22 protein-coding genes and 1 tRNA gene are annotated in these 24,085 nt (G+C 66.9%); 11 read left to right on the plus strand and 12 right to left on the minus strand.

The annotated features are described in order from the left end of the window. Positions 1–21 precede the first annotated feature (21 nt). Positions 22–1,686 (plus strand): M28 family metallopeptidase, encoded by a 1,665-nt coding sequence (locus AC1DX5_RS12900; protein WP_478015827.1) that lies wholly within the window; start codon positions 22–24, stop codon positions 1,684–1,686. A 5-nt stretch (positions 1,687–1,691) separates the two neighbouring features. After that, complete coding sequence (locus AC1DX5_RS12905) at positions 1,692–2,522, plus strand: Rossmann-fold NAD(P)-binding domain-containing protein (protein ID WP_478016059.1); 831 nt, start codon at positions 1,692–1,694, stop codon at positions 2,520–2,522. On the opposite strand, the gene AC1DX5_RS12910 is transcribed toward AC1DX5_RS12905, so the two are convergent. The 4 genes from AC1DX5_RS12910 to AC1DX5_RS12925 form a co-directional block, all read right to left on the minus strand. Next, complete coding sequence (locus AC1DX5_RS12910) at positions 2,432–3,349, minus strand: DMT family transporter (protein WP_465171459.1); 918 nt, start codon at positions 3,347–3,349, stop codon at positions 2,432–2,434. The genes AC1DX5_RS12905 and AC1DX5_RS12910 overlap by 91 nt on opposite strands. A 71-nt stretch (positions 3,350–3,420) precedes the next feature. Continuing rightward, positions 3,421–4,422 carry a threonine aldolase family protein gene (locus AC1DX5_RS12915; protein WP_465171460.1) on the minus strand — a complete coding sequence of 334 codons (1,002 nt, stop codon included), beginning with the start codon at positions 4,420–4,422 and terminating at the stop codon, positions 3,421–3,423. Positions 4,423–4,464: 42 nt separating this feature from the next. Next, the gene (locus tag AC1DX5_RS12920; RefSeq protein WP_465175438.1) at positions 4,465–4,968 is read right to left on the minus strand and encodes a hypothetical protein; all 504 of its coding nucleotides are present in this window, start codon (positions 4,966–4,968) and stop codon (positions 4,465–4,467) included. Beyond that, positions 4,965–7,064 (minus strand): transglycosylase domain-containing protein, encoded by a 2,100-nt coding sequence (locus tag AC1DX5_RS12925; RefSeq protein ID WP_478015829.1) that lies wholly within the window; start codon positions 7,062–7,064, stop codon positions 4,965–4,967. The genes AC1DX5_RS12920 and AC1DX5_RS12925 overlap by 4 nt, the downstream gene beginning before the upstream one ends. Before the next feature lie 198 nt (positions 7,065–7,262). Between AC1DX5_RS12925 and AC1DX5_RS12930 the strand changes: the two genes are divergently transcribed. Both AC1DX5_RS12930 and AC1DX5_RS12935 read left to right on the plus strand, forming a co-directional pair. Then, positions 7,263–7,850, plus strand: a complete 588-nt coding sequence (locus AC1DX5_RS12930; protein ID WP_465171463.1) for an NADPH-dependent FMN reductase — start codon at positions 7,263–7,265, stop codon at positions 7,848–7,850. A gap of 6 nt (positions 7,851–7,856) precedes the next feature. Then, a complete protein-coding gene (locus AC1DX5_RS12935) occupies positions 7,857–8,312 on the plus strand; it encodes an SRPBCC family protein (RefSeq protein ID WP_478015831.1) in 456 nt (151 codons plus the stop codon). Between the two features lie 32 nt (positions 8,313–8,344). On the opposite strand, the gene AC1DX5_RS12940 is transcribed toward AC1DX5_RS12935, so the two are convergent. Continuing rightward, a complete protein-coding gene (locus tag AC1DX5_RS12940; RefSeq protein ID WP_478015833.1) occupies positions 8,345–9,214 on the minus strand; it encodes a 3-hydroxybutyryl-CoA dehydrogenase in 870 nt (289 codons plus the stop codon). 70 nt (positions 9,215–9,284) lie between these two features. Here AC1DX5_RS12940 and AC1DX5_RS12945 point away from each other — a divergent pair, with 70 nt between their 5' ends. Continuing rightward, complete coding sequence (locus AC1DX5_RS12945; protein WP_478015835.1) at positions 9,285–10,298, plus strand: DUF1176 domain-containing protein; 1,014 nt, start codon at positions 9,285–9,287, stop codon at positions 10,296–10,298. A 385-nt stretch (positions 10,299–10,683) separates the two neighbouring features. Here the strand turns inward: AC1DX5_RS12945 and egtD are convergent, their stop codons facing one another. From egtD to gluQRS, 5 genes are read right to left on the minus strand one after another with little or no spacing between them, the layout of a single operon-like run. Continuing rightward, complete coding sequence (gene egtD / locus AC1DX5_RS12950) at positions 10,684–11,661, minus strand: L-histidine N(alpha)-methyltransferase (protein WP_478015837.1); 978 nt, start codon at positions 11,659–11,661, stop codon at positions 10,684–10,686. Between the two features lies 1 nt (position 11,662). Continuing rightward, positions 11,663–12,922 (minus strand): ergothioneine biosynthesis protein EgtB, encoded by a 1,260-nt coding sequence (gene egtB / locus AC1DX5_RS12955; protein ID WP_478015839.1) that lies wholly within the window; start codon positions 12,920–12,922, stop codon positions 11,663–11,665. Between the two features lie 42 nt (positions 12,923–12,964). Further along, the gene (locus tag AC1DX5_RS12960; RefSeq protein WP_465171469.1) at positions 12,965–13,549 is read right to left on the minus strand and encodes a cob(I)yrinic acid a,c-diamide adenosyltransferase; all 585 of its coding nucleotides are present in this window, start codon (positions 13,547–13,549) and stop codon (positions 12,965–12,967) included. Positions 13,550–13,565: 16 nt separating this feature from the next. After that, on the minus strand, positions 13,566–13,796 hold the full coding sequence (locus AC1DX5_RS12965; protein ID WP_465171470.1) for a twin transmembrane helix small protein: 231 nt from the start codon (positions 13,794–13,796) through the stop codon (positions 13,566–13,568). 9 nt (positions 13,797–13,805) lie between these two features. Continuing rightward, positions 13,806–14,708, minus strand: a complete 903-nt coding sequence (gene gluQRS, locus AC1DX5_RS12970) for a tRNA glutamyl-Q(34) synthetase GluQRS (protein WP_478015841.1) — start codon at positions 14,706–14,708, stop codon at positions 13,806–13,808. Positions 14,709–14,802: 94 nt separating this feature from the next. On the opposite strand from gluQRS, the gene AC1DX5_RS12975 reads away from it, so the two are divergent. Both AC1DX5_RS12975 and ppc read left to right on the plus strand, forming a co-directional pair. Further along, a complete protein-coding gene (locus AC1DX5_RS12975) occupies positions 14,803–15,369 on the plus strand; it encodes an HNH endonuclease (RefSeq protein WP_465171472.1) in 567 nt (188 codons plus the stop codon). Between the two features lie 194 nt (positions 15,370–15,563). Continuing rightward, entirely contained in the window at positions 15,564–18,239 is a 2,676-nt protein-coding gene (gene ppc / locus AC1DX5_RS12980) for a phosphoenolpyruvate carboxylase (protein WP_478015843.1), read from the plus strand. Between the two features lie 97 nt (positions 18,240–18,336). On the opposite strand, the gene AC1DX5_RS12985 is transcribed toward ppc, so the two are convergent. Together AC1DX5_RS12985 and AC1DX5_RS12990 are read right to left on the minus strand one after the other, a co-directional pair. Further along, positions 18,337–18,777 (minus strand): acyl-CoA thioesterase, encoded by a 441-nt coding sequence (locus AC1DX5_RS12985; RefSeq protein WP_478016061.1) that lies wholly within the window; start codon positions 18,775–18,777, stop codon positions 18,337–18,339. After that, positions 18,774–20,837, minus strand: coding sequence for a S9 family peptidase (locus tag AC1DX5_RS12990; RefSeq protein ID WP_478015845.1), 2,064 nt, complete (start codon positions 20,835–20,837; stop codon positions 18,774–18,776). The genes AC1DX5_RS12985 and AC1DX5_RS12990 overlap by 4 nt, the downstream gene beginning before the upstream one ends. A gap of 105 nt (positions 20,838–20,942) precedes the next feature. Between AC1DX5_RS12990 and AC1DX5_RS12995 the strand changes: the two genes are divergently transcribed. From AC1DX5_RS12995 to AC1DX5_RS13010, 4 genes are all read left to right on the plus strand, one after another. After that, positions 20,943–22,739 carry an aminopeptidase P family protein gene (locus AC1DX5_RS12995; RefSeq protein ID WP_478015847.1) on the plus strand — a complete coding sequence of 599 codons (1,797 nt, stop codon included), beginning with the start codon at positions 20,943–20,945 and terminating at the stop codon, positions 22,737–22,739. A 216-nt stretch (positions 22,740–22,955) separates the two neighbouring features. After that, a tRNA-Thr gene (locus AC1DX5_RS13000) sits at positions 22,956–23,030 on the plus strand. 127 nt (positions 23,031–23,157) lie between these two features. Beyond that, positions 23,158–23,565, plus strand: a complete 408-nt coding sequence (locus tag AC1DX5_RS13005; RefSeq protein WP_465175447.1) for a YbaN family protein — start codon at positions 23,158–23,160, stop codon at positions 23,563–23,565. Between the two features lie 20 nt (positions 23,566–23,585). Further along, positions 23,586–24,062, plus strand: coding sequence for a nuclear transport factor 2 family protein (locus tag AC1DX5_RS13010; RefSeq protein ID WP_478015849.1), 477 nt, complete (start codon positions 23,586–23,588; stop codon positions 24,060–24,062). The last annotated feature ends 23 nt before the right edge of the window (positions 24,063–24,085 follow it).

Below are 24,085 nucleotides of genomic sequence, written 5' to 3' on the forward strand. Positions count from 1 at the left end.
CTGACGGTACAAGGAAAAGGCATGTTTCGTTCGGTTGGCGCGATCGCGCTGATGAGTTTTGCGGGCGCTGCGCCGGCCCAGACGACCCCGGCACCGACGCCTCCCACCGCCCCGGTGAAGGATGCGAAGGCCATCAACGATATCGTCAACGCGGTGCTCCCCGACGACCAGGCGGCGATGAAGGCGCATGTCATGTTCCTCGCCTCCGACGCGATGCGCGGGCGCGAGGCGGGCAGCCCGGAATTCGACATCGCGGCCGAATATGTCGCGGCGCAATTCTACGCGGCGGGCCTGCGCCCGGCGGGCGACAATGGGGGTTATCTGCAAAAGGTGCCGCTCGTCACCTATCGCGCCGCCGACAAGGGCGATCTCGTGCTGACCCGCAAGGATGCCGAGCCGCTACGGCTGGTGTTCGGCGACGATTATGTGCCCAGCGCCTATGCCGGCGCCGCGTCGACCGTGATCGACGCGCCGGTGGTGTTTGTCGGCTTCGGCATCGTCGCGCCGCAATATAAGCGCAACGACTATGCCGGTGTCGATGTGAAGGGCAAGATCGTCGCCTATCTCGGCGGCGCGCCCTCGAGCTTCCAGAGCGAGGAGCGCGCGCATTTCTCCGGCGGCACGACCAAGGCGATATACGCCCAGTCGCGCGGGGCGATCGGCACGATCCTGATCCAGCCGCGCCCGCTCGGCGCGGCGGCGCAGAATCTTGACCGCCCGCGCGTGACCTGGGGCAAGCCCGATGGCACCGGCGATGCGCCGGGCGCGCCGCAGCTGGCGACGATCAGCGACATGGGTGCGGCCAAGCTGTTCGCGGGCGCGAAGACGCCCTGGGACGCCATCGTGAAGCGCGCCACCAATGCCGAGACGAAGTTCAAGGCGGAGCAGCTGCCCGGCAGCCTGGCGATCGCGGTGAAGACGGCGTTCCAGCAGGGCATGAGCAGCAATATCGCCGGCATGATCCCCGGCAGCGACCCGAAACTCGGGTCCGAAGTGGTCGTGCTCTCCGCCCATCTCGACCATCTCGGCGTGCGCCCGGACATGAAGGGCGACAATATCTTCAACGGGGCGGAGGACAATGCCGTCGGCATCGCCTCGCTGATCGAGGAAGCCAGGCGCTTCAAGGCGAGCGGTAAGCCGCCGCGGCGTAGCGTGATGTTCCTGGCCGTCACTGGCGAGGAAAAGGGGCTGGTCGGTTCCGACTATTTCTCGAAGCACCCGACGGTGCCGATGAACCGCATCGTCGCCGATGTGAATCTCGACATGCCGATCCTGACCTATCGGTTCGAGGACATGACGGTGTTCGGTGCCGATCGGTCGACGCTCGGGCCGATCGTGAGCAAGGCAGTCGCTTCGGTGGGCGTGACCATGTCGCCGGACCCCGATCCGGCGCAGGGCATCTTCGTCCGGTCGGACCATTATCGCTTCGTCCAGCAGGGCGTGCCCTCGGTGTTCCTGTGGCCGGGCCAGGCCGGGCCGGGCAAGGCCGCGACGGCCGAGTTCTTCGCCAAGCGCTATCACCAGCCCTCCGACGAGGTGTCGCAGCCGATCGACTGGAGCCAGGGCATCCGCTTCGTCGACGCGAACTATGCGATCGCGCGCGAGATCGCCGATGGCGACCAGCGGCCGCGCTGGAACAGGGGCGATTTCTTCGGCCTGCTCTATGACGGGTACGGCGCGAAATAACCGCGCTGCTCGTCTTCGGCCTCGGCTATTCGGCCCGGGCGCTGGCCGCCCGGCTGGGCGCCAGGGGCTGGCACGTGACCGGCACCAGCCGCGATGGCCGGCCCGGAACGATCGCGTTCAGCGACCGGGCGGCGGTGACGGCGGCGATCGCCGGGACGGATTATATCCTGTCCTCGGTGCCGCCCGAGGGTGAGGCAGATCCAGTGCTGGCTGCCTATGGCCCGGCGCTGGCCGGGGCCGACGCATGGCTCGGCTATCTCTCCTCGACCGGCGTCTATGGCGATGCCGGCGGCGCCTGGGTGGACGAGGGTTCGCCGATCGGCGGCGGGCGGCGCGGCGCCCGGGCGACGGCGGATGCGTCCTGGCTGGTGATGGGGGCTCGTGTGTTTCGCCTGCCCGGCATCTATGGCCCCGGCCGCTCGCCGCTCGACCGGATCGCCGAAGGGCGGGCGCACCGCATCGACCTGCCGGGACAGGTGTTCAGCCGGATTCATGTCGACGATCTCGTCTCGGGCGTGATCGCCGGGTTCGACGCGCCGGCCGGGGCGTATAATCTCGCGGACGATCTGCCGGCGAGCCAGAATGCGGTGATGGCGTGCGCGGCGCGGTTGCTGGGGCGCGATCCGCCACCCTTTGTGGCGATCGAGACCCTGTCGCCCCCGGCGCGCGCCTTTTACGACGAGAACCGCCGGGTCGCGAACGGCAAGGCAAAGCGGGTACTCGGCTGGCGCCCGCTTTACCCGGATTACCGGGCAGGCCTGCGCGCCCTCAATGCGATAACCAGCCCGGCACCGGTCAGCGCCGCGCCGCCTCCGGCGAGCAGTGACCAGCGATAGCCCTCGAACAGGGTCGAAAAGAACATGGCGATCACCGGGATGATCACGCTCGAATAGGCGGCCTTGGCCGGGCCGATCACGCGCAGCACCCCGTAATAGAGCGTGAAGGCCAGAGCCGAGGCGACGATGCCGAGATAGAGCAGCCCCAGCAGATAGAAGAGGCGCGGCTCGATCACCGGCGGGCCCGCGACTGCCCAGGCGATGACGGCCTCCATCGCTGCGCCGAGCAGCATGGCGATGCCGAGCGTCGGCGCCATGGGATAGCGCCGGGCGGTCTCGGTGCCCTGCAGGACATTGGCCGTCGAGGCCGAGAGCACCGCCAGCAGGGCGACGCCGATGCCGGTCAGCGCCGCGCGCGGTCCATGCGGATCGAATCGGGCCTCATGCACGAACAACAGCGCGACTCCCGCCATTGCGATGATCGATCCGATGATGAGCTGCCGACCCAGCCGCTGGCCCAGGAAGACGCGGCCGAGCACGGCGTTGGGGACGAGCAGCAGGGCGAACACCACGGCGACGAGGCCGGAAGTGATATAGGTCTCAGCACGATAGACGAAGTTGAAGTTGAGACAGAACTGGGTGAAGGCCAGTGCCGTGACGAACAGCCAGCCGCGTCCGTCGAGGCGCACCGTCTCGCGCTTCCATGCCGCATAGGCCAGCATGGTCAACCCGCCCACGGTGAAGCGATAGGCGACCGACCAGTTGAGCGGCACCACGCCGAGCTGGTCGTTGATCACGATCCAGGTCGAACCCCAGATCAGGGTGACGATGCCGAACGGGATCAGCACCGCGAGGCGCGTCGATTGCGGGGCGGGCTGATCGGACATACGCCTGCCCTAGCGCCGGCGCGATAGGGGCGGCACCGGCGATTTCCTTGTCGGATGATAAGCTGCGTCTATCAAAGCGCCGCGATCGCGTCGGCGAGCGGCCGGATATCCTCTTCGCGCTGGTTCCATGAAATGACCAGCCGCGCCTCGCCGGGACCCCAGTCGTAGAAATCGAAGCCCAGCGCGCGGAGACTCGCCGCTTCCTCGGGCGAGACGCGCAGGAAGACCTCGTTCGCCTCGACCGGATTGACCAGCCGGTCGCCGGCGGCGCGCGCCAGCAGCGCCGCGCCGGCATTGGAGGTGCGGGCATTGTCGAGCCACAGATCGTCGGCGAGCAGCGCGAGAATCTGCGCCGCGAGATAGCGGCCCTTGGACAGCAGCAGCCCGGCGCGCTTGCGGCGATACAGCGTCGCGGCGGCGAGATCGGGTTTGAAGAAGATCAGCGCCTCGGCGCTCATCCCGCCATTCTTGACGAAGCCGAAGCTCAGCGCATCGACACCTGCCCGCCAGGTCAGGTCGGCGGGCGAGCAGCCGAGATGGGCGACGGCATTGGCGAAACGCGCGCCGTCCATGTGCAGGCCGAGACCACGGGCTTTCGCCAGATCGCCGATCGCGGCGACGTCGTCGGGCGAATAGACCAGGCCATATTCAGTCGCGTTGGTGATCGAGATGGCGTGCGGCTGGACCTGGTGCACGTCGTCGCGGGTGGCATCGAGCACGGCCCGGATCGCGACGGGATCGAGCTTCGCGCCGGGCCCCTCGGCGAGCAGCAGCTTGGCGCCGTGGGTATAGAATTCCGGCGCGCCGCATTCGTCATTCTGGATATGTGCGTCACGGTGGCAGACGATCGCGCCGTGCGGCGGGCACAACGCGGCGAGCGCGAGGCAATTGGCCGAGGTGCCCGACGGCACCCAGAGCGCACGGACATCAGCCTCGAACAGGTCGGAGAACAGCCCGTCGAGCTGCTTGCTCCAGGCATCGCCGTCATAGGCGGTGTCGAGCACATTGGCCTCGGCCAGCGCGGCGATGACGGCCGGATGGACGGGAGCGGCGTTGTCGGAAAAGAAGCGCATGCCCGGTGCCTTGCTGCGCGTCGGGCGACGCGTCAACTCACCTTAGACCCAGCCGACTTCGTCGAGCAGGGCGCGCCGTTCATTTTCGCTGAGGCGAAGTGCAAGACGGCCCAGTGTCGGTAGTTTCTTGCGGATCGCGATCACCCCAAGCAGTGCATTCAGCAGGGTCTCGTCCGTTGCCGTCGCGAGCATGCTGACGGCGGCCGCGAAGATCGACTGCCAGGCCGCCTCATAGTCTTCGATCAGCCATGCCGGAAGCGGTGGGTTGCCGTCCACGCCGCGCCGTTCCTCGATCGTCGCGACCAGGGCAAAGCCGTTCCAGTCCGCGGTCCGGCCGTCCATGATCAACCGGGCGATCTCGGGCACCGCGGCATAGGATGCCTCGCCGACATCTTCCTGATGGAATAGCTCTTCCCACAATTCGTCCCAGGCCGGACCCGGTGGCTCGCCCGTTTCAATGCGCCGCAGGGCAGGGCGCGGGTCATACGGGACACGATAGCCGCCCTTTAGTGACGACCATCGTTCATCCGACGGATCAAGGCTCATTGCGGCTCCTCGTCCTCGGGATCGCGGGGCGGGGCGCGGTCGTCGCGGCGCGGGCGGGGATCGCCATTGTCGCGGTTCGAGCGATTGATCTCGATATTGCCGTCGCGGCCGATATGCAGGTCGAGCCCAAGCCCCTGCAGCTGCCCCTCTACGGGAGACAGGATCGCGTCGGGATCGATGACATTCTCCGCGTCCGGATCGACCTCGTCGGCGGCCGGTTCGGCGGCCTGGGCCGGGCCGACGCCGAGCGCCTGCTGCATGAAGTCGCGCCATACCCGTGCGGGGATGCCGCCGCCCGACAGGCCGGGATTGGGCGTGTTGTCGTCATTGCCGACCCACACGCCCGTGATGAGCCCTCCGGCAAAGCCCAGGAACAGCGCGTCGCGATTGTCCTGGGTGGTGCCGGTCTTGCCGAAGGTATCGACCGACAGCGCCGCCTGGCGCCCGGTGCCCGATTCGGCCGAGGCCGAGAGCAGGTCGAGCATGTCGTCGCGGATGCGGCCGGTCAGCGGACGCGACCTCGTGGTCAGCGCCGCATACCAGCTCTGGTCGCGCACTTCCTCCAGGCCGCGGGCAGCGATCGGATAGGATTCGGCCGCGAACGCCGCATAGGCGGAGGTCAGTTCGAGCAGCGACATGCTCGAGGTGCCGAGCGCGATCGTCGCCTCGCTGGGAATAGGGGTGGTGATGCCGAGGTCGCGCGCGGCCTTGATGACGTTCGCCACGCCGACCTTCTGGATCAGGCGGGCCGCCGCGACGTTGCTCGACCTGGCAAAGGCCTGGCGCAGCGTGATCGGGCCGAGATAGCGGCCGTCGCTGTTCTTGGGGGACCAGTCGGCGATGGTGATCGGCGAATCGTCGATCATCGAATCCGGGGTCATGCCGCTGCGCAGCGCCGCCAGATAGACGAACAGCTTGAAGGCGGATCCGGGCTGGCGCCGCGCCTGGGTGGCGCGGTTGAACGGGCTGTCGGCATAGGATTTGCCGCCGACCATCGCGACCACCCGGCCGTCGGGGCGCATCGCCACCAGGGCGATCTGGGCCTGGCGCAGGCCGGCACGCCTGACCGCGCGCTCGGCCGCATTCTGCAGGCGGCGGTCGAGCGTGGTCTTCACCGTCGTCTCGGTGACAATCTCGCCGGCGCGGTCGCGTGCCTCGGGCAGGACCCAGTCGGCAAAATAGGTGCCATCGGGCAGCGGCTTGATCCGGTCGACGGCGAGGCGCGCCGGGCGGACATCCGCGGCGGTCGCCTTGTCGATGAAGCCGGCCGCGGCCATGGCGCCGACCACGAGCTTTTGCCGGTCGCGCGCGCCCTTGAGGTTGACGGTCGGGGCAAGCTTCGACGGCGCCTTGACCAGCCCGGCAAGCATCGCCGCCTGACCGATCGACAGCGCGCGCGGATCGCGGTTGAAATAATGCTTCGCCGCGGCGCTCAGGCCATAGACGTTGTCGCCGAAATAGACGTTCGACAGATAGCGCGAGAGGATCTCGTCCTTCGACAGCCATGCTTCGAGCCAGAAGGCGATCATTACCTCTCGCACCTTGCGCGCGGCCGTCCGGTCCGAATCGAGAAAGGCGTTCTTGGCGAGCTGCTGCGTGATGGTGCTGCCGCCCTCGCGCACCCGGCCCCGGCTCATATTGTGGACGAAGGCGCGGATGATGCCCTTGGGGTCGATGCCCCAATGCGAGCGGAAGCGCCGGTCCTCGATCGCGAGAAAGGCGTTGGTGACGTTCCTGGGCAGTTTCGCCGCGTCGACCGGGGCGCCGATGATCGCGCCGCGCCGCGCGATCGGCGATCCGTCATCGGCGAGCAGGGTGATGCTCGGCGGGGTCAGGGGCTTCAGCGACTGCGACAGCGGCGCGGTGACCGCGAGCCAGCCGACCGCCAGCACGAACAGGATGATGAGCGCGCCGATGCCGCGGGTGAACCAGCGCCAGTAATTGCGTCGCGGCGCCCCTGGCAGGTCGGTCGGGCGAGGCTCGGCCTGCTCGGGATAGTCGAACCGGCCGGAATAGGCAGGCGGGGGCAGGTCCTCGGTCAGGTCCAGCGAGGAATTGCCCTGCGACGACGCGGGTTCGAAAGGATAAGGACGCATGGCTCCTGTCAGTCCGTTCCCGGTTACGCCGCCCGGAGGTGTGTTAGCGTAATATGACAGTTGCCGCAAGCGTTCGACATGATGCGCATCCTAGCAGGCGCGGCCCGGTCATGCGAGCGTCGACCATAGGGGCATTGAGGCCGTACCGTGCAGCGGCTATCTGGATGCGGTGCAGCGCCGCACCGACAAGGATGCCGAATGACCGATATCGCCACCGCCGCATCGCCGCTCGTCGTGGGGATCGGCGGCACGATCGGCGGCACCTCCTCGACCGAGCGGGCGCTGCGCATCGCGCTCGACGCGGCGTGCAAGGAGGGGTTTCGTACCCGCATGTTCGGTGGCGCCGACATGGCGCGGTTGCCGCTCTACGATCCGCGCGCGACCGAACGGACCGAGCAGGAGCGCGAGTTCGTCGATACCGTGCGCCAGGCCTCGGCGCTGATCATCGCCAGCCCGGGCTATCACGGCAGCATCTCGGGCGTGGTCAAGAACGCGCTCGACCTGCTCGAAGAGACGGCCAAGGACGAACGGCCCTATCTGGCGGACATGCCGGTCGGGCTGATCGCGACCGCTTATGGCTGGCAGGCGACGGGCAGCACGATCGCGGCGCTGCGCTCGATCGTCCATGCGCTGCGCGGCTGGCCGACGCCGTTCGCCGCGGCGATCAACACCCAACTGACCAAGTTCGACGATGACGGCGGGAGCAGCGACCCCGCGGTGTTCGAGCAGCTCTGCCTGGTCGGTCGCCAGGTCGCGCGGTTCGCCCCGATCGCGCAAAACGGCTGAGGGTGGGTGGCTGAGGGCATCCACTGGCCGAAAGGCTTGGCGCCGGCCGACGCGCCGATCCATGTCGTCAACCGCATCGAGACGGTGACCGCGCCGGAGATCGTCTGGCGCCGGCTGATTCATGCGGCCGGCTGGCCGGCCATCTATGCCAATGCGAGCGACGTGGCGATCGAGGGCGGCGGCGCGGACCTGTTCGCGGGCGCTCGGTTCAGTTGGAAGACCTTCGGCGTGGCGCTGCGCAGCGAAGTGAAGGAATTCGAGCCGGAGACGCGGATCGCCTGGGTGGCGGAGGGGATCGGCGTGACGGCCTATCACGCCTGGCTGATCACGCCGTCCGGGACGGGGTGCTCGATCCTGACCGAGGAGACTCAATACGGGCTGGTCTCGCGGGTCGGGCGGCTGCTGTTCCCGACGCGGATGGAGCGCTGGCACCAGCGGTGGCTGGAGGCGCTGGCCTCTTAAAGCCCCTCCGCTGAAGGGAGGGGCTTGAGAAGTCACCGCGTCGGCACGGGCTCCTCGCCCGAGTAATCGTAGAAGCCSCGKCCSGTCTTGCGGCCRARCCAGCCGGCYTCGACATATTTCACCAGCAGCGGCGCGGGGCGGAACTTCGGGTCGCCGGTGCCTTCGAACAGCACCCGGGTGATCTCCAGGCAGGTATCGAGGCCGATGAAATCAGCGAGCGTCAGCGGGCCCATCGGGTGGTTGAGGCCGAGCTGGCAGGCGAGATCGATATCGGGAATGGTCGCGACGCCCTCGCCCAGCGCGAAGCAGGCCTCGTTGAGCATCGGCATCAGCACGCGGTTGACGATGAAGCCCGGCGCATCATTGGCGCGGACGACCTTCTTGCCGAGCGCCCTGGCGTATTCCTCGACGAGATTGACCGTCTCGTCCGAGGTGGCGAGGCCGCGGATCAGCTCGATGAGGCCCATCACCGGCACGGGATTGAAGAAATGCACGCCGACGAAGCGCTTCGGGTCGGGCGAGGCCTGGGCGAGGCGCGTGATCGGGATCGACGAGGTGTTCGAGGCAAGCACCGCCTGATGGCCGAGCACCTTGCCGACCTCGGCGAAGATCGAGCGCTTGATCTCCTCGCGCTCGGTCGCGGCCTCGATCACCAGCCCGCAGGAGGACATGCCGTGCACGCCGTCGATCGGCTCGATCCGGGCCAGCGCCTGGTCCCGCGCGGCGGCATCGATCTTCTCCTTGGTCACCAGCCGATCGAGCGCCTTGGCGATGCCCGCCTTGCCGGCCTCGGCGCGCTCCTTCGAGACGTCGGTGAGCAGGACATGGAAGCCTGCCTGCGCCGAGACCTGCGCGATGCCCGCGCCCATCTGCCCCGCTCCGATCACGCCCACCGTCTGCATTGCCTGCTCTCCGAATACCGAATTTGCACCGCTCCTATCGACTCGCGCGCCGTGCCGCTAGGATGATGGGATGATCGGATTGTTCCTCCTCTTCGCCGCGGCCGATGCCGCGACACCGCGCGCCGGGCCCATCAACAGCTTCGGTGACTGGGCCGTCGCCTGCGACAATGTCCGGGTGTGCGAGATGACATCGCTGATCCCGGAGGACGAGGAGTCTGACGGCAGCGATTCGGGCGCTTCCTTCTCGGTTGCGCGCGCGGCAGGCCCCGGCGGCGGCTTTTTCTTCGAGCTATCGACCAATGGCGGCGTCGCCGGACCGGTATCGGTGCGGATCGACGGCAAGCGGATCGTCGATGGCAATGTCGCGAACGATGGCATGACGCTGGCCGGCGACGCCGCGGAGCGGATCGTCGCGGCAATGGCCAATGGCAAGAGACTCACCCTGAACAGGAAAGCGGGCAAGGAAGTGGCGCACGCCTCTCTGGCGGGTTCTGCCGCCGCGCTGCGGTTCATCGATGCCGAACAGGGCCGTGCGGGAACGGTGACGGCGGCGGTCGCCAAGGGCACGAAGCCGGCCAGCGCCGTGCCGCCCGTCGCAGCGTTGCCGAAAGTGCGCTCGATCGCACCGTCGGGCGTCGCGACAAAGGTCACGCCGGCCCTGATCAGGACGATGCGGTCGTTGTCGGGGTGCGAGACCGAGGACGGGCAGAGCAACGATCCGATCATCGGCAATGCGATCGGCGGGGGCAAGACGCTGGTGCTGCTGCCATGCGGGGCGGGGGCGTATAATTTCTCGACCGTGCCGTTCGTCGTCGCCGCGGGCAAGCCGGTGATCGCGCGCTTCGATTCGCCGCCCGGATGGACGCTGGCCGAGGGCACGCCGACTCTGGTCAATGCCGATTGGGACGCGAAGCTCGGCCGGCTCGGCAGCTACACCAAGGCGCGAGGCCTGGGCGATTGCGGGTCGAGCGAGACCTATGTCTGGGACGGGACGATGTTCCGGCTGATCGAGGCGACGCAGATGGGCGAGTGCCGCGGGTCGATCAACTGGCTGACGATCTGGCGGGCCACGCCCGTTCGCTGACCCGTTTCACCTGATTCATCGGGCGGATTTTTCTTCATCTGTTATGTTGGACTCGGGGTCCGGATTTTCGTTGCTGATTCAAGGCTCTAACCTGCTTCACCTGTTACCGGCATAACAGGTGAGGAACAGGTGGATAAGAGGTGCCGGACCAGGCTCTGTTACGCATACCGACGATGAGAAAGATCCAGCACCGGTCGGTTGGGACTGGCCGGCTGGATCAGGATGCTAGCGGATTTTCGAGGCAGTTGAATCGACGAGAGAACGACGCAGCACGCACACCCCTCCCGCTTGCGGGAGGGGCTAGGGGAGGGCCTGTCCTCCCAGTCAGGTTTATCGATCGTGGACAGGCCCTCCCCCGACCCCTCCCGCAAGCGGGAGGGGAGAGTCAGGGCGCGAAGCGCGCCGGCTGGGCTTCGGCGAGGATCACCGCGAACAGGCCGTCCGGGTCAGTCCATTCGGCGATCGGCGTCCAGCCACCTGCGCGGAGCAGGATGCGGCCGTCGCGCCGGCCGTATTTGTGGCTGTTCTCGGTGTGGATCGTCTCGCCCGCCGCCATGGAGAAGGGGCGGCCCTCAATGGTGAAGCTGATGTCGCGGGTCGCTTCGAGATGCATTTCGATCCGGGCGCGATCGTCGTTCCAGATCGCGCGGTGGCGAAAGGCCTCGATCGGCAGGGTGCCGTCGAGCTCGCGGTTGATCCGCTCGATCAGGTTCAGGTTGAACGCAGCGGTTACACCCTGGGCGTCGTCATAGGCCGAGACCAGAACCTGCTCGTCCTTGATCCGGTCCATGCCGATCAGCAGCATCGATCCCGTGCCGAGCGATTCCTTCATCGCGCGGAGCAGGTCGACCGAGCTGTGCGGGATCATGTTGCCGATGGTCGAGCCCGGGAAGAAGCCGAGCTTGGGCAGGTCGGCGACCGAGGCGGGCAGGGCGATCGGGCGGAGGAAGTCCGCCTCGACCGGCAGTACCGGCAGGCCGGGAAAGGCGGCGGCAAGGCCCGCCGAGGATTCGCGCAGGAAATCGCCGGAGATGTCGATCGGCACATAGGCGGCGGGGTTTACGCTGCGCAGCAGGATCGGCGTCTTGGTCGAGGAGCCCGAGCCGAATTCGACCACGGCGCGGCCTTCGCCGGCAAGCGTCGCGACTTCCGGGCAGGCGCGGCGCAGGATCTCGGTCTCGGTCCGCGTCGGATAATATTCGGGGAGTTCGGTGATCGCCTCGAACAGCTCCGAGCCGCGCCGGTCGTAGAACCAGCGCGCAGGGATGGCGCGGGGCCGAGTCTCGAAGCCGCGCAAGACGTCGGCGCGAAAGGCGGGGTCGGCAAGGGTGACGTCGCCGTCCTCGATTTCCTGTTTCAGCATGTCAGAGATCCTTGGCCAGACGCACGCCGGTGAATTGCCAGCGCTGGTGGGGATAGAAGAAGTTGCGGTAGCTCGCGCGGCCATGGCCGCGCGGCGTGGCGCAGGAGCTGCCGCGCAGGACGAACTGCCCGCTCATGAACTTGCCATTATATTCGCCGACCGCGCCCTCGGCGGGTTTGAAGCCGGGATAGGGACGAAAGGCGCTGCCGGTCCATTGCCAGACATCGCCGAAAAAGGCCGGGCCTTCGGTGGCCGGACGCGGTTCGATCGGGCCCGCGCCGTCGAGCTGGTTGCCGCCCGATGGATCGAAGGCGGCAGCGGCTGCTTCCCATTCGAATTCGGTCGGCAGGCGGGCGCCGGCCCAGCTCGCATAGGCATCCGCCTCGTAGAAGCTGACATGCGTGACCGGCGCGGCGGGGTCGATCGGGCGGCGGCCATCAAGGCCGAACCGCGTCCATACGCCGTCCTGCTGTTCCCAATAGAGCGGCGCCGTAATTCCCTGCGCCTTCACCCAGGCCCAGCCGTCGGACAGCCAGTGGCGCGGATCGGCATAACCGCCATCGGCGATGAAACTGGCCCATTCGCCATTGGTGACGGTGCGGTCGGCGATGGCGTGCAGGGTGAGCAGCGCCTCGTGGCGCGGCCCTTCGCAATCGAAGGCGAAACCGTCGCCGCCATGGCCGACCTCGACGATCCCGGCCTTGCCCTCAAGCCAGCCGATCGGGCCGGGCATCGCGACCGGTACCTTGCGCCCGGCGGGCCAGATCGCCGGTTCGAGCGGGTTCTGTGCCATCAGATGGAGCATGTCGGTGACCAGCAGCTCCTGATGCTGCTCTTCATGATGGCAGCCGAGCGTCAGCAGATCGAGCGCGGCATCGGGCAGACCGGGCAGCGCGACACGGATCGCGGCATCGACATGGGCGCGATAGGCCAGCACTTCGGCGAGGCTCGGCCGGGTGATCATGCCGCGGCGCGCGCGGCTGTGGCGCTGGCCCTCGGCCTCGTAATAGCTGTTGAACAGGAAGGGGAAACGCTCGTCGTGCAGCCCATAGCCGGCGACGAAATCGCGCAGGATGAAGGTTTCGAGGAACCAGGTGGTGTGCGCGAGATGCCATTTCGCGGGGGACGCATCGTCCATCGACTGGACCGTCGCATCTGCGTCGGAAAGCGGAGCGACCAGCGCTTCGGTCAGCGCACGGACCTTCGCGAAGCGCGTCGCGAGGGCGTCCGTTTCGGCCTGAGGCTCCGAGTTTGTTCGCATTCTGTTCCCTTTCCAGAACGCATCGGCCAAAGTCAAGCCAGGCTAGGGCTCCTTCGGATCGCGGGACGCACCCGGAATCCACAGAACGTCGCCACCCGCGTCTTTGTTCACGCGCCTCGCAGCGACGAACAGATAGTCAGACAGGCGATTGAGATAGGAAAGCGCGAGCGGATTCAAAGGGACAATCTGCCCAGCGGCAACGGCGGTACGCTCAGCGCGCCGGGAAATGGCGCGGGCGAGGTGAAGCGCGGCGGCCCCTGCGGTGCCGGCGGGCAGGATAAAACTGGTCAGCGGAGCGAGATCGGCGTTCATCGCATCGATCTCCTCCTCCAGCCGCACCACCTGCGCCGCGACGATGCGCAAGCTCATGTCGGTCGGTGCGAAATCCTCGCCTGGGGTGGCGAGATCCGCGCCGAGATCGAACAGGTCGTTCTGGATGCGGGTCAGCGCGGTCGCATATCGGCCCGGCCCGAGCGCCGAGATCGCCACGCCGATCGCGCTGTTCGTCTCGTCGACATCGCCGATCGCGGCCATGCGCGGATCGTTCTTGGCGACGCGCGACCCATCGACCAGGCCAGTGGTGCCGTTATCGCCGGTGCGGGTGTAGATCTTGTTGAGCTTGACCATGCCGGTCGACCGACGGTCAGGTCTTGCCGGCGAGGAACAGGATCAGCACGACGATCACGATGGCGATCGCCTGGAAGAAGATGCGATATTGCATCGCCTTGTTCGACTGGAGCGCGGCCTTGGATGGGCCACCATCACCCTTCACTTCATTACTGGCATTGAGCAGGAAGACCGCAAGGCCGCGGACCAGCATGGCGAGGGTCGCGAGCATCGCCGCGATCAGCAGGATGAAAAGGAAGGTGCTCATCGGCTTTATCTAGGCTTCCGACACCCGAAAGCCAATGGGCAGGTGCCCGGCGCGCAGGTCGTCGGCGAGCGCTCGCCCATCCACCCCCGCCGCCCGCATCGCCTCGAGCGTCGGCGCCTTGTTGCGCTTGGCCAGCCGTTCGCCACGATCGTCGGCGAGCAGGGCGTGGTGGCGATAGACGGGCACCGGCAGGCCGAGCAGCGCCTGGAGCAGCCGGTGGACATGCGTCGCGGCAAACAGGTCGCGCCCGCGCACCACATGCGTGATGCCCTGCGCCGCGTCGTCGACGGTGACGGCGAGATGATAGCTGGCCGGCGCGTCCTTGCGCGCGAGGATCACGTCGCCATGGATCTCCGGCGTCGCGACCACGTCGCCGATGAGCTCGTCATGCCAGACCAACCGACCGTCGTGACGGAACTGGTCGGGCATTTCCTCCGCCGCCGGGGAGAGCAGGTCGAGCGCGCGCGCCATGTCCAGCCGCCATGCATGCTGCTCGTCCGCCTGCCGCCGCGCGCGCACATCCTCCGCAAGATGGCGGCAGGTGCCGGGATAGAGCGACCCGGCGTCGCCGTGCGGGGCGGACAGGCTCGCGGCGATCTCGGCACGGGTGCAGAAACAGGGATAGAGCAGCCCCAATGCCTTCAGCCGGTCGAGCGCCGCGGCATAGACACCGAGCCGTCCCGACTGGAGCAACACCGGCCCGTCCCAATCGAGCCCGAGCCAGGCAAGATCGCGCTCGATCGCGTCGATATAGTCGGGCCGGCTGCGGGTGCCGTCGATATCCTCGATGCGCAGCAGAAAGCGCCCACCTGCCCCTTTCGCGCGGTCGTGCGAGAGGATTGCCGACCAGGCGTGGCCGATGTGCAACAGCCCCGTAGGGCTGGGCGCGAATCGGGCGACGATTTCGCTCAAACCGGCTCTTGACCGCGAGTCGCGGGCTGTGCTGTCATCACGGCGTCATCCTAGTCGGCAATGGCCGCGCCAGGAAGCAAAGGGGGTCGTTCGCGTGTACCATCCCGATCTGATCCGTCATCCGGACAGTTGCCCTGCGCTTGTGTTGAACGCCGATTACACGCCGCTCAGCTATTATCCGCTCAGCGTATGGCCGTGGCAGACCGCAATCAAGGCAGTGTTCCTCGACCGGGTCGACATCGTCGCGGAATATGAGCGCGAGGTGCGTAGCCCGAACCACAAGATCAAGCTGCCTTCGGTCATCGCGCTGAAATCCTATGTCCGGCCGAGCGCCTTTCCGGCTTTCACCCGGTTCAACCTGTTCCTGCGCGACAAGTTCGAATGCCAATATTGCGGGGCAGGCAACGACCTGACCTTCGACCATGTCGTGCCGCGGGCGCAGGGCGGGCGCACGACCTGGGAGAATGTCGTCACCGCCTGCGCGCCGTGCAATCTGAAAAAGGGCGGGCGCACGCCGAAACAGGCGGGCATGCCGCTGCACATCGGCGCGATCCGGCCGACCAGCTGGCATCTGCAGGAACATGGCCGGCGCTTCCCGCCCAACTATCTGCACGATACCTGGCATGACTGGCTCTATTGGGACGTGGAGCTGGAGGCCTGAGGTCGGTTCCGCTTTCATTGGCACAAGCGTCATGCCGGACTTGTACCGGCATCCATTTCTCCTCCCGCGCTGACGGTGTTGGTTGCACGATGGACCCCGGAACAAGTCCGGGGTGACGGAGGATGGGCCGATGTTTTGGGCCCCTGGCTTCGTCTCTGGTTGACCCCGGCTCTACCGCGCTGCAGCATCCGCTCATGGCCGATCTCCCCTCCATCGCGAACAATCCCGACATCCGCTTCCTGGGCAAGCTGCTCGGCGACGTGATCCGCGCCTATGGTGGGGAGACGCTATTCCGGCGCACCGAATATATCCGCGCGGCCTCGGTCGACCGGCATCGCGGGGTGGCGGGCAAGGATGCGGTCGATCTCGGGCTCGACCGGCTGAGCCTGGACGAGACGCTCGATTTCGTGCGCGGCTTCATGCTGTTTTCGATGCTCGCCAATCTCGCCGAGGACCGGCAGGGCGTCGCCGCGGAAAAGGGGGCGGATGTCGAATCCGCGCTGAAGCGGCTGGCGGACGAGGGGATCGATCACGACGCGGTGATGGCGCTGCTCGACCATGCGCTGATCGCCCCAGTGCTGACCGCCCACCCGACCGAGGTACGGCGCAAGAGCATGATCGACCATCGCAACCGCATCTCCGAGCTGATGACGCTCAAGGATGCCGGCCTCGCCGAGACGCCCGAGGGCGATGCGGTGGACGAAGCGATCCTGCGCCAGATCGCCTTGCTGTGGCAGACGCGCGTGCTGCGCAAGGAGCGGCTGTTCGTGGCGGACGAGGTGGAAACGGCGCTGAGCTATCTGCGCGACGTGTTCCTGCCCGCGCTGCCGGCGCTCTATCAGCGCTGGGACCGGGCGCTTGGCGAACGCGCGCCGAGTTTCCTGCGACCGGGGAGCTGGATCGGCGGGGATCGCGACGGCAATCCCTTCGTCACCGCCGACTCGCTCGAGATCGCGCTGGCCAAGGCGTGCGAGGCCGTGCTCGGCCATTATCTCGACGCCGTGAACGCGCTCGGTGCCGAGCTGTCGATCTCGACCGGCATCACCGAGGCCGATGACGGCGTGCAGGCGTTGGCCGCTGCGAGCGGCGACAGCGCCCCCAGCCGCGAGGACGAGCCCTATCGCCGGGCGCTGTCGGGCATCTACGCGCGGCTCGCGGCGACGCATCTGGCGCTGACCGGCAAGCCCGCGCCGCGCCCGGGGGCATTGCATGGCGAACCCTATCCCGATCCCCAGGCCTTCCGTGCCGATCTGGTCACCATCGCCCGGGCGCTGCGCAAGGGCGGCGGCGGGGCGCTTGCCTCGGGCGGGGCACTGGGGCGGCTGATCCGCGCGGTCGAGACCTTCGGCTTCCACCTCGCCACGCTCGACCTGCGCCAGAACAGTGCCGTGCTGGAGCGGGTCGTGGCGGAGCTGCTCAAGGTATCGGGGGTCGAATCCGACTATCTCGCGCTCGGCGAGTCCGAGCGCGTCTCGCTGCTGCGCCATGAACTGTCCAACGCACGGCCGCTGTCGAGCCCGTTCGAACCCTATTCGGACGAGACCAATTCCGAGCTGGCGATCATTCGCGCCGCGGCTGACGCGCATGCGAAATATGGGCCGAGCTGCATCACCCAGCATATCGTCTCGATGGCGCAGTCCGTCTCGGACCTGCTCGAGGTCAATGTGATGCTGAAGGAATTCGGCCTGTACCGGCCCGGCAAGGTACCCACCGCCGCGATTATGGCGGTGCCGCTGTTCGAGACGATCGGCGATCTGGAGGCGGCGCCGGGCATCATGACGGAGTGGTTCGCTTTGCCCGAGGCCGGTGCGATCACCCGTGCGCGCGGTTTCCAGGAAGTGATGATCGGCTATTCGGATTCGAACAAGGACGGGGGGTACATCACCTCGACCTGGTCGCTGTCCAAGGCATCGACTGCGCTGAAGCCCGTGTTCGACAAAGCCAGGGTGGGCATGCAGCTGTTCCATGGCCGCGGCGGCGCGGTGGGGCGCGGTGGCGGATCGGCCTTTGCGGCGATCCGCGCCCAGCCGACCGGCACGGTGCAGGGGCGCATCCGCATCACCGAGCAAGGCGAAGTGATCGCCGGCAAATATGGCACGCGCGAGAGCGCGATGACCAATCTGGAGACGATGGCTTCGGCCACTCTGCTCGCCAGCCTGGAGCCCGATGCGCTGTCACCCGCGGAAGCCGCGCGGTTCGGCGCGGCGATGGATGCCCTGTCGGGGAGTGCCTTCAAGGCCTATCGCGACCTGGTCTATGGCACCGAGGGTTTCCGTACCTTCTTCCGCCAGATGACCCCGATCGCCGAAATCTCCGGCCTCAAGATCGGTTCGCGCCCGGCGAGCCGCACCAAATCGGACCGGATCGAGGATCTGCGCGCCATTCCCTGGGTGTTCAGCTGGGCGCAGGCGCGGGTCATGCTGCCGGGCTGGTACGGCGTCGGCCAGGCGATCGCCGGGTTCGAGGACAAGGGGTTGCTGGCGGAGATGGCGCAGGGCTGGCCGTTCTTCGCCGCGACGCTCGACAATATGGAGCAGGTGATCGCCAAGTCCGACATGGACATTGCCGAGCGTTATGCCGCGCTGGTCGAGGACCGGGCGCTGGCGGATTCGGTGTTCGGGGCGATTCGCAGCGGCTGGCAGCAGACGCATGACGGGCTGCTGGACGTGACGGGCCAGTCGCGCCTGCTGGAGAAGCATCCCGCGCTTGATGCGTCGATCCGGTTGCGGCTGCCCTATATCGAGCCGCTGAACCTGTTGCAGATCGAGCTGATGAAGCGGCATCGCGCCGGGGAGACGGACACGCGGATCGGCGAGGGGATTCTCCTGTCGATCAACGCGATCGCCACGGCGCTGCGGAACAGCGGGTAAGGTTTCCCTCTCCCCTTGTGGGAGAGGGAAGGGGCCCATCGCTCTTGCGATGGGAAGGGTGAGGAGGACACGAGAAGCTCGCGAGCCTCACTCCCCCTCACCCTTCCGTCGCTTCGCTCCTCCTTCCCTCTCCCACAGGGGGAGAGGGATTCAAGAACGGCGCCGCCAGCTCCGGCCGCACCCTGAGCAAGCGCCCCGTCGCCCGGTCGAGCAGCGCCCAGGTCGATACCGCCTCCACCTTCACCTTGCCGTCGGCGCCGGTGAACCGCACATGGCGGTCGAAGCGGGCGCCCCGGGGCGGTTCAGGCACCCAGGTTTCGCCCGTGACCGTCTCGCCCGGACCGACATTGCCGCGGTAATCGATCTCGTGCCGGGTCACGACCCAGATATAGGCTTGCTGCTGTTCGGCGGTCGCGATCGCCGCCCAATGCGCGACCGCGATGTCCTGAATCCACTTCACCCACACCGCATTGTTGACGTGGCCGAGCTCGTCGATGTCGGCCTCGGTCGCGGTCCTGGCGAGGGTGAAGACCACTATCCCTCGACCCCCATCTGCCACAGCACGAAGGCATGCTCCTCGGCCGCTTCCCGCAGACTCTCGAACCGGCCCGATTTGCCGCCATGGCCGGCGCCCATATTGGTCTTGAGCAGCAGCAGATTGTCGTCGGTCTTGGTAGCGCGGAGCTTCGCCGCCCATTTGGCCGGCTCCCAATAGGTCACGCGCGGATCGTTCAGCCCGCCCGAGATGAACATCGGCGGATAGGCCTGGGCCTTGACCTGGTCATAGGGCGAATAGGAGCGGATCAGCTCGAACGCTGCCTTGTCCTCGATCGGGTTGCCCCATTCGGGCCATTCGCCCGGCGTCAGCGGCAGTGACTCGTCGAGCATGGTGTTGAGCACGTCGACGAACGGCACGTCCGCGATCACCGCCCCCCATAGCTCGGGATCGCTGTTGACCACCGCGCCCATCAACTCGCCGCCGGCCGAGCGGCCGGCGATGGCGATCCTGCCCGCGCTGGTCCAGCCGCCGGCGATCAGGCCCTTCGCCACATCGACGAAATCGTTGAAGCTGTTCTCGCGCTTCTCCAGCTTGCCGTCGAGATACCATTGCTGGCCGAGATCGTCGCCGCCACGGATATGCGCGATGGCATAGGCAAAGCCGCGATCGAGCAGGCTCAGCCGCCCGGTCGAGAAACCCGGCGGGATGGCATAGCCATAGGCGCCATACGCATAGAGGAAGAGCGGGGCTGAGCCGTCCCTGGGGAAATCCTTCGGGTAGACGATCGAGACCGGCACCTCGGTACCGTCGCGCGCGGTGATCTTCAGCCGTTCGGTGCGATATTTGTCGGCGTCGTAGCCCGAGGGGATTTCCTGCACCTTGAGCGTAGTCAGGATGCCGGTCGCGACGTCATAATCATATTCGGTGCCGGGCGTGACCATGGATTCATAGCCGACGCGCAGCACGTCCATCGCATATTCGGGGTTGTTGCCGAGGCCGGCGTCATAGCTCGCCTCGGGGAAAACGATGCGCTGCGGGGCGATCGACGAATCGTAGCGGTGTATCTCGATCTGATCGAGACCGTCCTCGCGCCCGTCGACGATGAAGAAGTCGCGGAAACAGTCGACGCCGGTCATGTAGAAATGCGCCGACGGGCCGATCAGCTCGGACCATTCGCCTGGATTGTCGATCGATGCGGTGCACAGGCGGAAGTTCGGATCCAAGTCATTGGTGTGGATGAACAGCGTGCCGTCATGCTCGTCGACATCATATTCGCGGCCGGCCTTGCGCGGCGAGACGCAGATTGGCGTGGCGAGGACATTGTCGGCGGAAAGCAGATAGACTTCGCTCGTCACATGGTCGCCGCTGGCGATGACGATGTATTTGCGCGAGCTGGTTTCGCTGACGCCGACGCGGAAACCCTCGTCCGCTTCCTTGAACAGCTCGATATCGTCGGCGATGGGCGTGCCGAGCTTGTGCAGTCGGGCATTGTCGGTGCGCCATTGCTCATTGGCGAGGCCGTAGAGGAAGCCGCTGTCGTCGGCGGTCCAGACGATCTCCGACAGCATGCCGGGGATGACGTCGGGCAAATGCTCGCCGGTTTCGAGATTCTTGACCCGGACCTCGAACCGTTCCGAACCGTTATCGTCGATCGCATAGGCGAGCAGCCTCGCGTCATTGCTGACCGAAAAGGCGCCGAGACGGAAATATTCCTTGCCCTCGGCCAGGGCCGGCTCGTCGAGGATCAGCTCATCGGGGCCGCCGGCGACGGGCTTGCGCCACCATTTGCGATACTGGCCGCCAGTCTCGAACGCCGTCCAGTAGAGCCAGTCGCCGTCCTTCTGTGGAACCGAGGAATCGTCTTCCTTGATGCGGCCCTTCATCTCTTCATAGAGTCGGTCGGTCAGCGGCTCGTGCGGCGCCATCACTGCCTCGAAATAGGCATTCTCCGCCTCGAGATAGGCAAGCACCTGCTTGTCGGTGACCTCGGGATAGCCGGGGTCCTTGATCCAGGCATAGGGGTCTTCGATCGTGATGCCGTGCGTGGTGAAGCTGTGCGGACGGGTCTCGGCGACGGGGGGTGTGGGCGTATCGGTCAAGTCAAACTCCGTTCGGGCTGAGCTTGTCGAAGCCCTGCCCTTTCTTCTAACCGTCTAAAGAGGAAGAACAGCCCTTCGACAAGCTCAGGGCGAACGGAGACTGCAATGTCCAGCTACCAGGATCGCCTTGCCGCCCTTCGCGACCAGCTGAAGCGCGATCGGCTCGACGGGTTCGTCGTGCCGCTGACCGACGAGCATATGAGCGAATATGTCGGCGCCTATGCGCAGCGGCTCGCCTGGCTGACTGGTTTCCAGGGATCGGCCGGGAGCGCGGTGGTGCTGCCCGAGGAAGCGGCGATCTTTACGGACGGGCGCTACACCTTGCAGGTGCGCGAGCAGGTCGATGGCCGGCACTGGGACTATGTCTCGGTGCCTGCGACGAGCATCGCGATGTGGCTCGGCGCGCATGCCGCGGCCGGTGCGCGCGTGGGTTATGATCCGTGGCTGCACACGCGCGGCTGGGTCGAGGAAGCGCGCAAGGCGCTGGCCGAGCGCGGGGCGGAGCTGGTCGCGGTCGACACCAATCCGGTCGACGCGGTGTGGCCCGACCGGCCGCAGCCGTCCGATGCGAAGCTCGCGGTGCAGGACGATGACCGCGCCGGCAAATCCTCGGCCGAGAAGCGCGCGGCAATCGCCGACTGGCTGGCCGAGCGCAAGGCCGATGCGGTCGTGCTGTCCGCGCTCGATTCGATCGCCTGGACCTTGAACGTGCGCGGGCAGGATGTGGCGCATACGCCGGTCGCGCTGGCCTATGCGATCGTCGATGCCGATGGCACCGCCGACCTGTTCGTCGCGCCGGAAAAGGTGGGCGACGCAATGCTGCACCACCTCGGCAATGCGGTGCGGGTAAGGGATCGCTCGGCGTTCGCCGAGGCGCTCGGTGCCTATGCCGGCAAGCGCGTCGCCGCCGATCCGGAACGCGCGGTGTCGGCGATCTTCTCGCGGCTGGAGGCCGGCGGCGCCACCGTGTTGCCGCTGCGCGATCCGGTGGTGCTGGCCAAGGCAATGAAGAACCCGGTCGAGATCGCCGGGCACCGCGCGGCTTCTGTGCGCGACGGCGCGGCCCTGGCGCGCTTCCTGAAATGGGTCGAGGAGGAAGCGCCCAAGGGTGGGCAGACCGAACTGTCCTGCGTCGCGAAGCTTCAGACATTCCGCGAGGCGACCGGCGAGCTGCGCGATACCTCGTTCGACACGATCTCGGCGACGGGGGCGCATGGGGCAAGCCCGCATTATCATTCGACGCCCGACTCGAACGCGCCGCTCGAACCCGGCCAGCTTTATCTGGTCGACTCGGGCGGCCAATATGCCGACGGCACCACCGATGTGACGCGCGTCCTGCCGATCGGTACGCCCAGCGAGGAAATGCGCGACCGCTTCACTCGCGTGCTCAAGGGGCATATCGGCCTCGCCACCGCGATCTTCCCGCCGGGCACCAATGGCGGGCAGCTCGATTCGTTCGCGCGCCGGCCGCTCTGGGAAGCGGGACTCGATTTCGCGCATGGCACCGGCCACGGCGTCGGCGCCTATCTGGCGGTGCATGAAGGGCCGCAGCGCATCGCCAAGCCCAATTATCCGGGCGGCGGGCCGTCCGAGCCCTTGCGCGTCGGCATGATCATCTCGAACGAGCCGGGCTATTACAAGGCGGGCGAATACGGCATCCGCATCGAGAATCTCATCCTGGTCGAGGAGCGGCTCATCCCGGGTGGCGACGAGCCGATGCTGGGTTTCGAGACGCTGACCTTCTGCCCGATCGAGCGCGCGCTGATCGTACCCGGCCTGCTGACGGTGGCCGAGCGCGACTGGCTGGACGCCTATCACGCGAAAGTGCTGCAGATTCTGGGGCCGGAGATGACGGGCGACGAGCTGGCATGGCTCCAGGCGAAATGCGCGCCTATCGGCTAGGCTCGTCCTCGCGCGGTGCGGGCGGCGAATCGCTTGCCCGTGCCTGGGCCTTCCGCTTCCGCAGATTCTCGCGCAACGCGGCGGCCAAGCGCGCCGCTTTCTCGTCCTTGTCGGCCATATCGCCTTATCCAGTGGCCGCTTCGCCTTGACAATCCCGCCGCCCTCGTCTCTTAGGCGCGCTCCGCCGATGGCCGTGAAGGCTCCCGGACCGGAAATGCTGCCGTAGCTCAGTGGTAGAGCGCATCCTTGGTAAGGCTGAGGTCGTGAGTTCAATCCTCACCGGCAGCACCATTTTTCCCTTTGGCATGACCTGTTGAACGCCCCTCAAGGGACCCCGCCGATGAGATCCGTCGCACCCGTTGTTGCGAATGAATCGCAAGCCGCTTAGCGTGGCGGAAATAGCTGGCGGACAGGCATTTTGAACGAACAGGAACCATCGCACCGGACCTTTGGCGCGCTGCGTGTCGGTTGGCTGCTGCTCGGATTCCTGTTCGTCGCGCTCGGTATCGTCGGCGCGCTCCTGCCGTTGATGCCGACCACCATCTTCCTGATCCTGGCGGCGGGCTGTTTCGCCCGTTCGTCGCCGCGGCTCGAGGCTAAACTGCTCGATCATCCCCGGTTCGGCCCGGGGCTGCGTGCCTGGCGCGCGGAGCGGGCGATTCCCCGGCGGGGCAAGATCGCGGCATGTGTCGGCATGGCCGTCGGACTCGCGCTGTTCGTGGTCGGCGTCCATCCCGGACTGGTCGTGCTCGGGCTGGTCTCGATCGCGCTTCTGCTCTGCGCGGCCTGGATCCTGTCGCGCCCGACGGCGCGCCAGTCTTCGTGAGCAACAAGGGAGGACCTGTGATGACCCCTCGTCTCTTTTCCGCATTGCTCGCATGGGGACTTATCGCGTCGACGCCCGCGGCGGTCGCCACGCCGGCTGAGGCCGGTCAGGCCGCCCAGCAGGACGAGGCCGCGCGCGCCGGGATCAGCCAGGCGATCGGTTCCTATTTCCAGGGCCATGCGACGGGGGACCCGTCGCATTTCCGCAAGGCCTTCCTCCCGACCGCGCATATCGAGGGAATCCGGAACGGCGCCTTCACCTCCTGGACGCTCGACGCCTATTGCGCGCTGTTCAAGGGAAGTCCGGCGAGCGACGAAGCGGCACGGACACGCACCATCGATATCATCGACATATCGGGTAACGCCGCCATGGCCAGGGCGACGCTCGATCACGGCGCGATGGTCTTCACTGACTATTTCGTGCTGCTAAAGGTCGATGGCGAATGGCGGATCGCGAACAAGGTCTATTACGGCCATCCGGGGCGCGGCACCGGCTGAGGATTGGGAAGAGGACCGGGCAG

Source organism: Sphingomonas sp. P2_B6 (genome assembly GCF_056404755.1).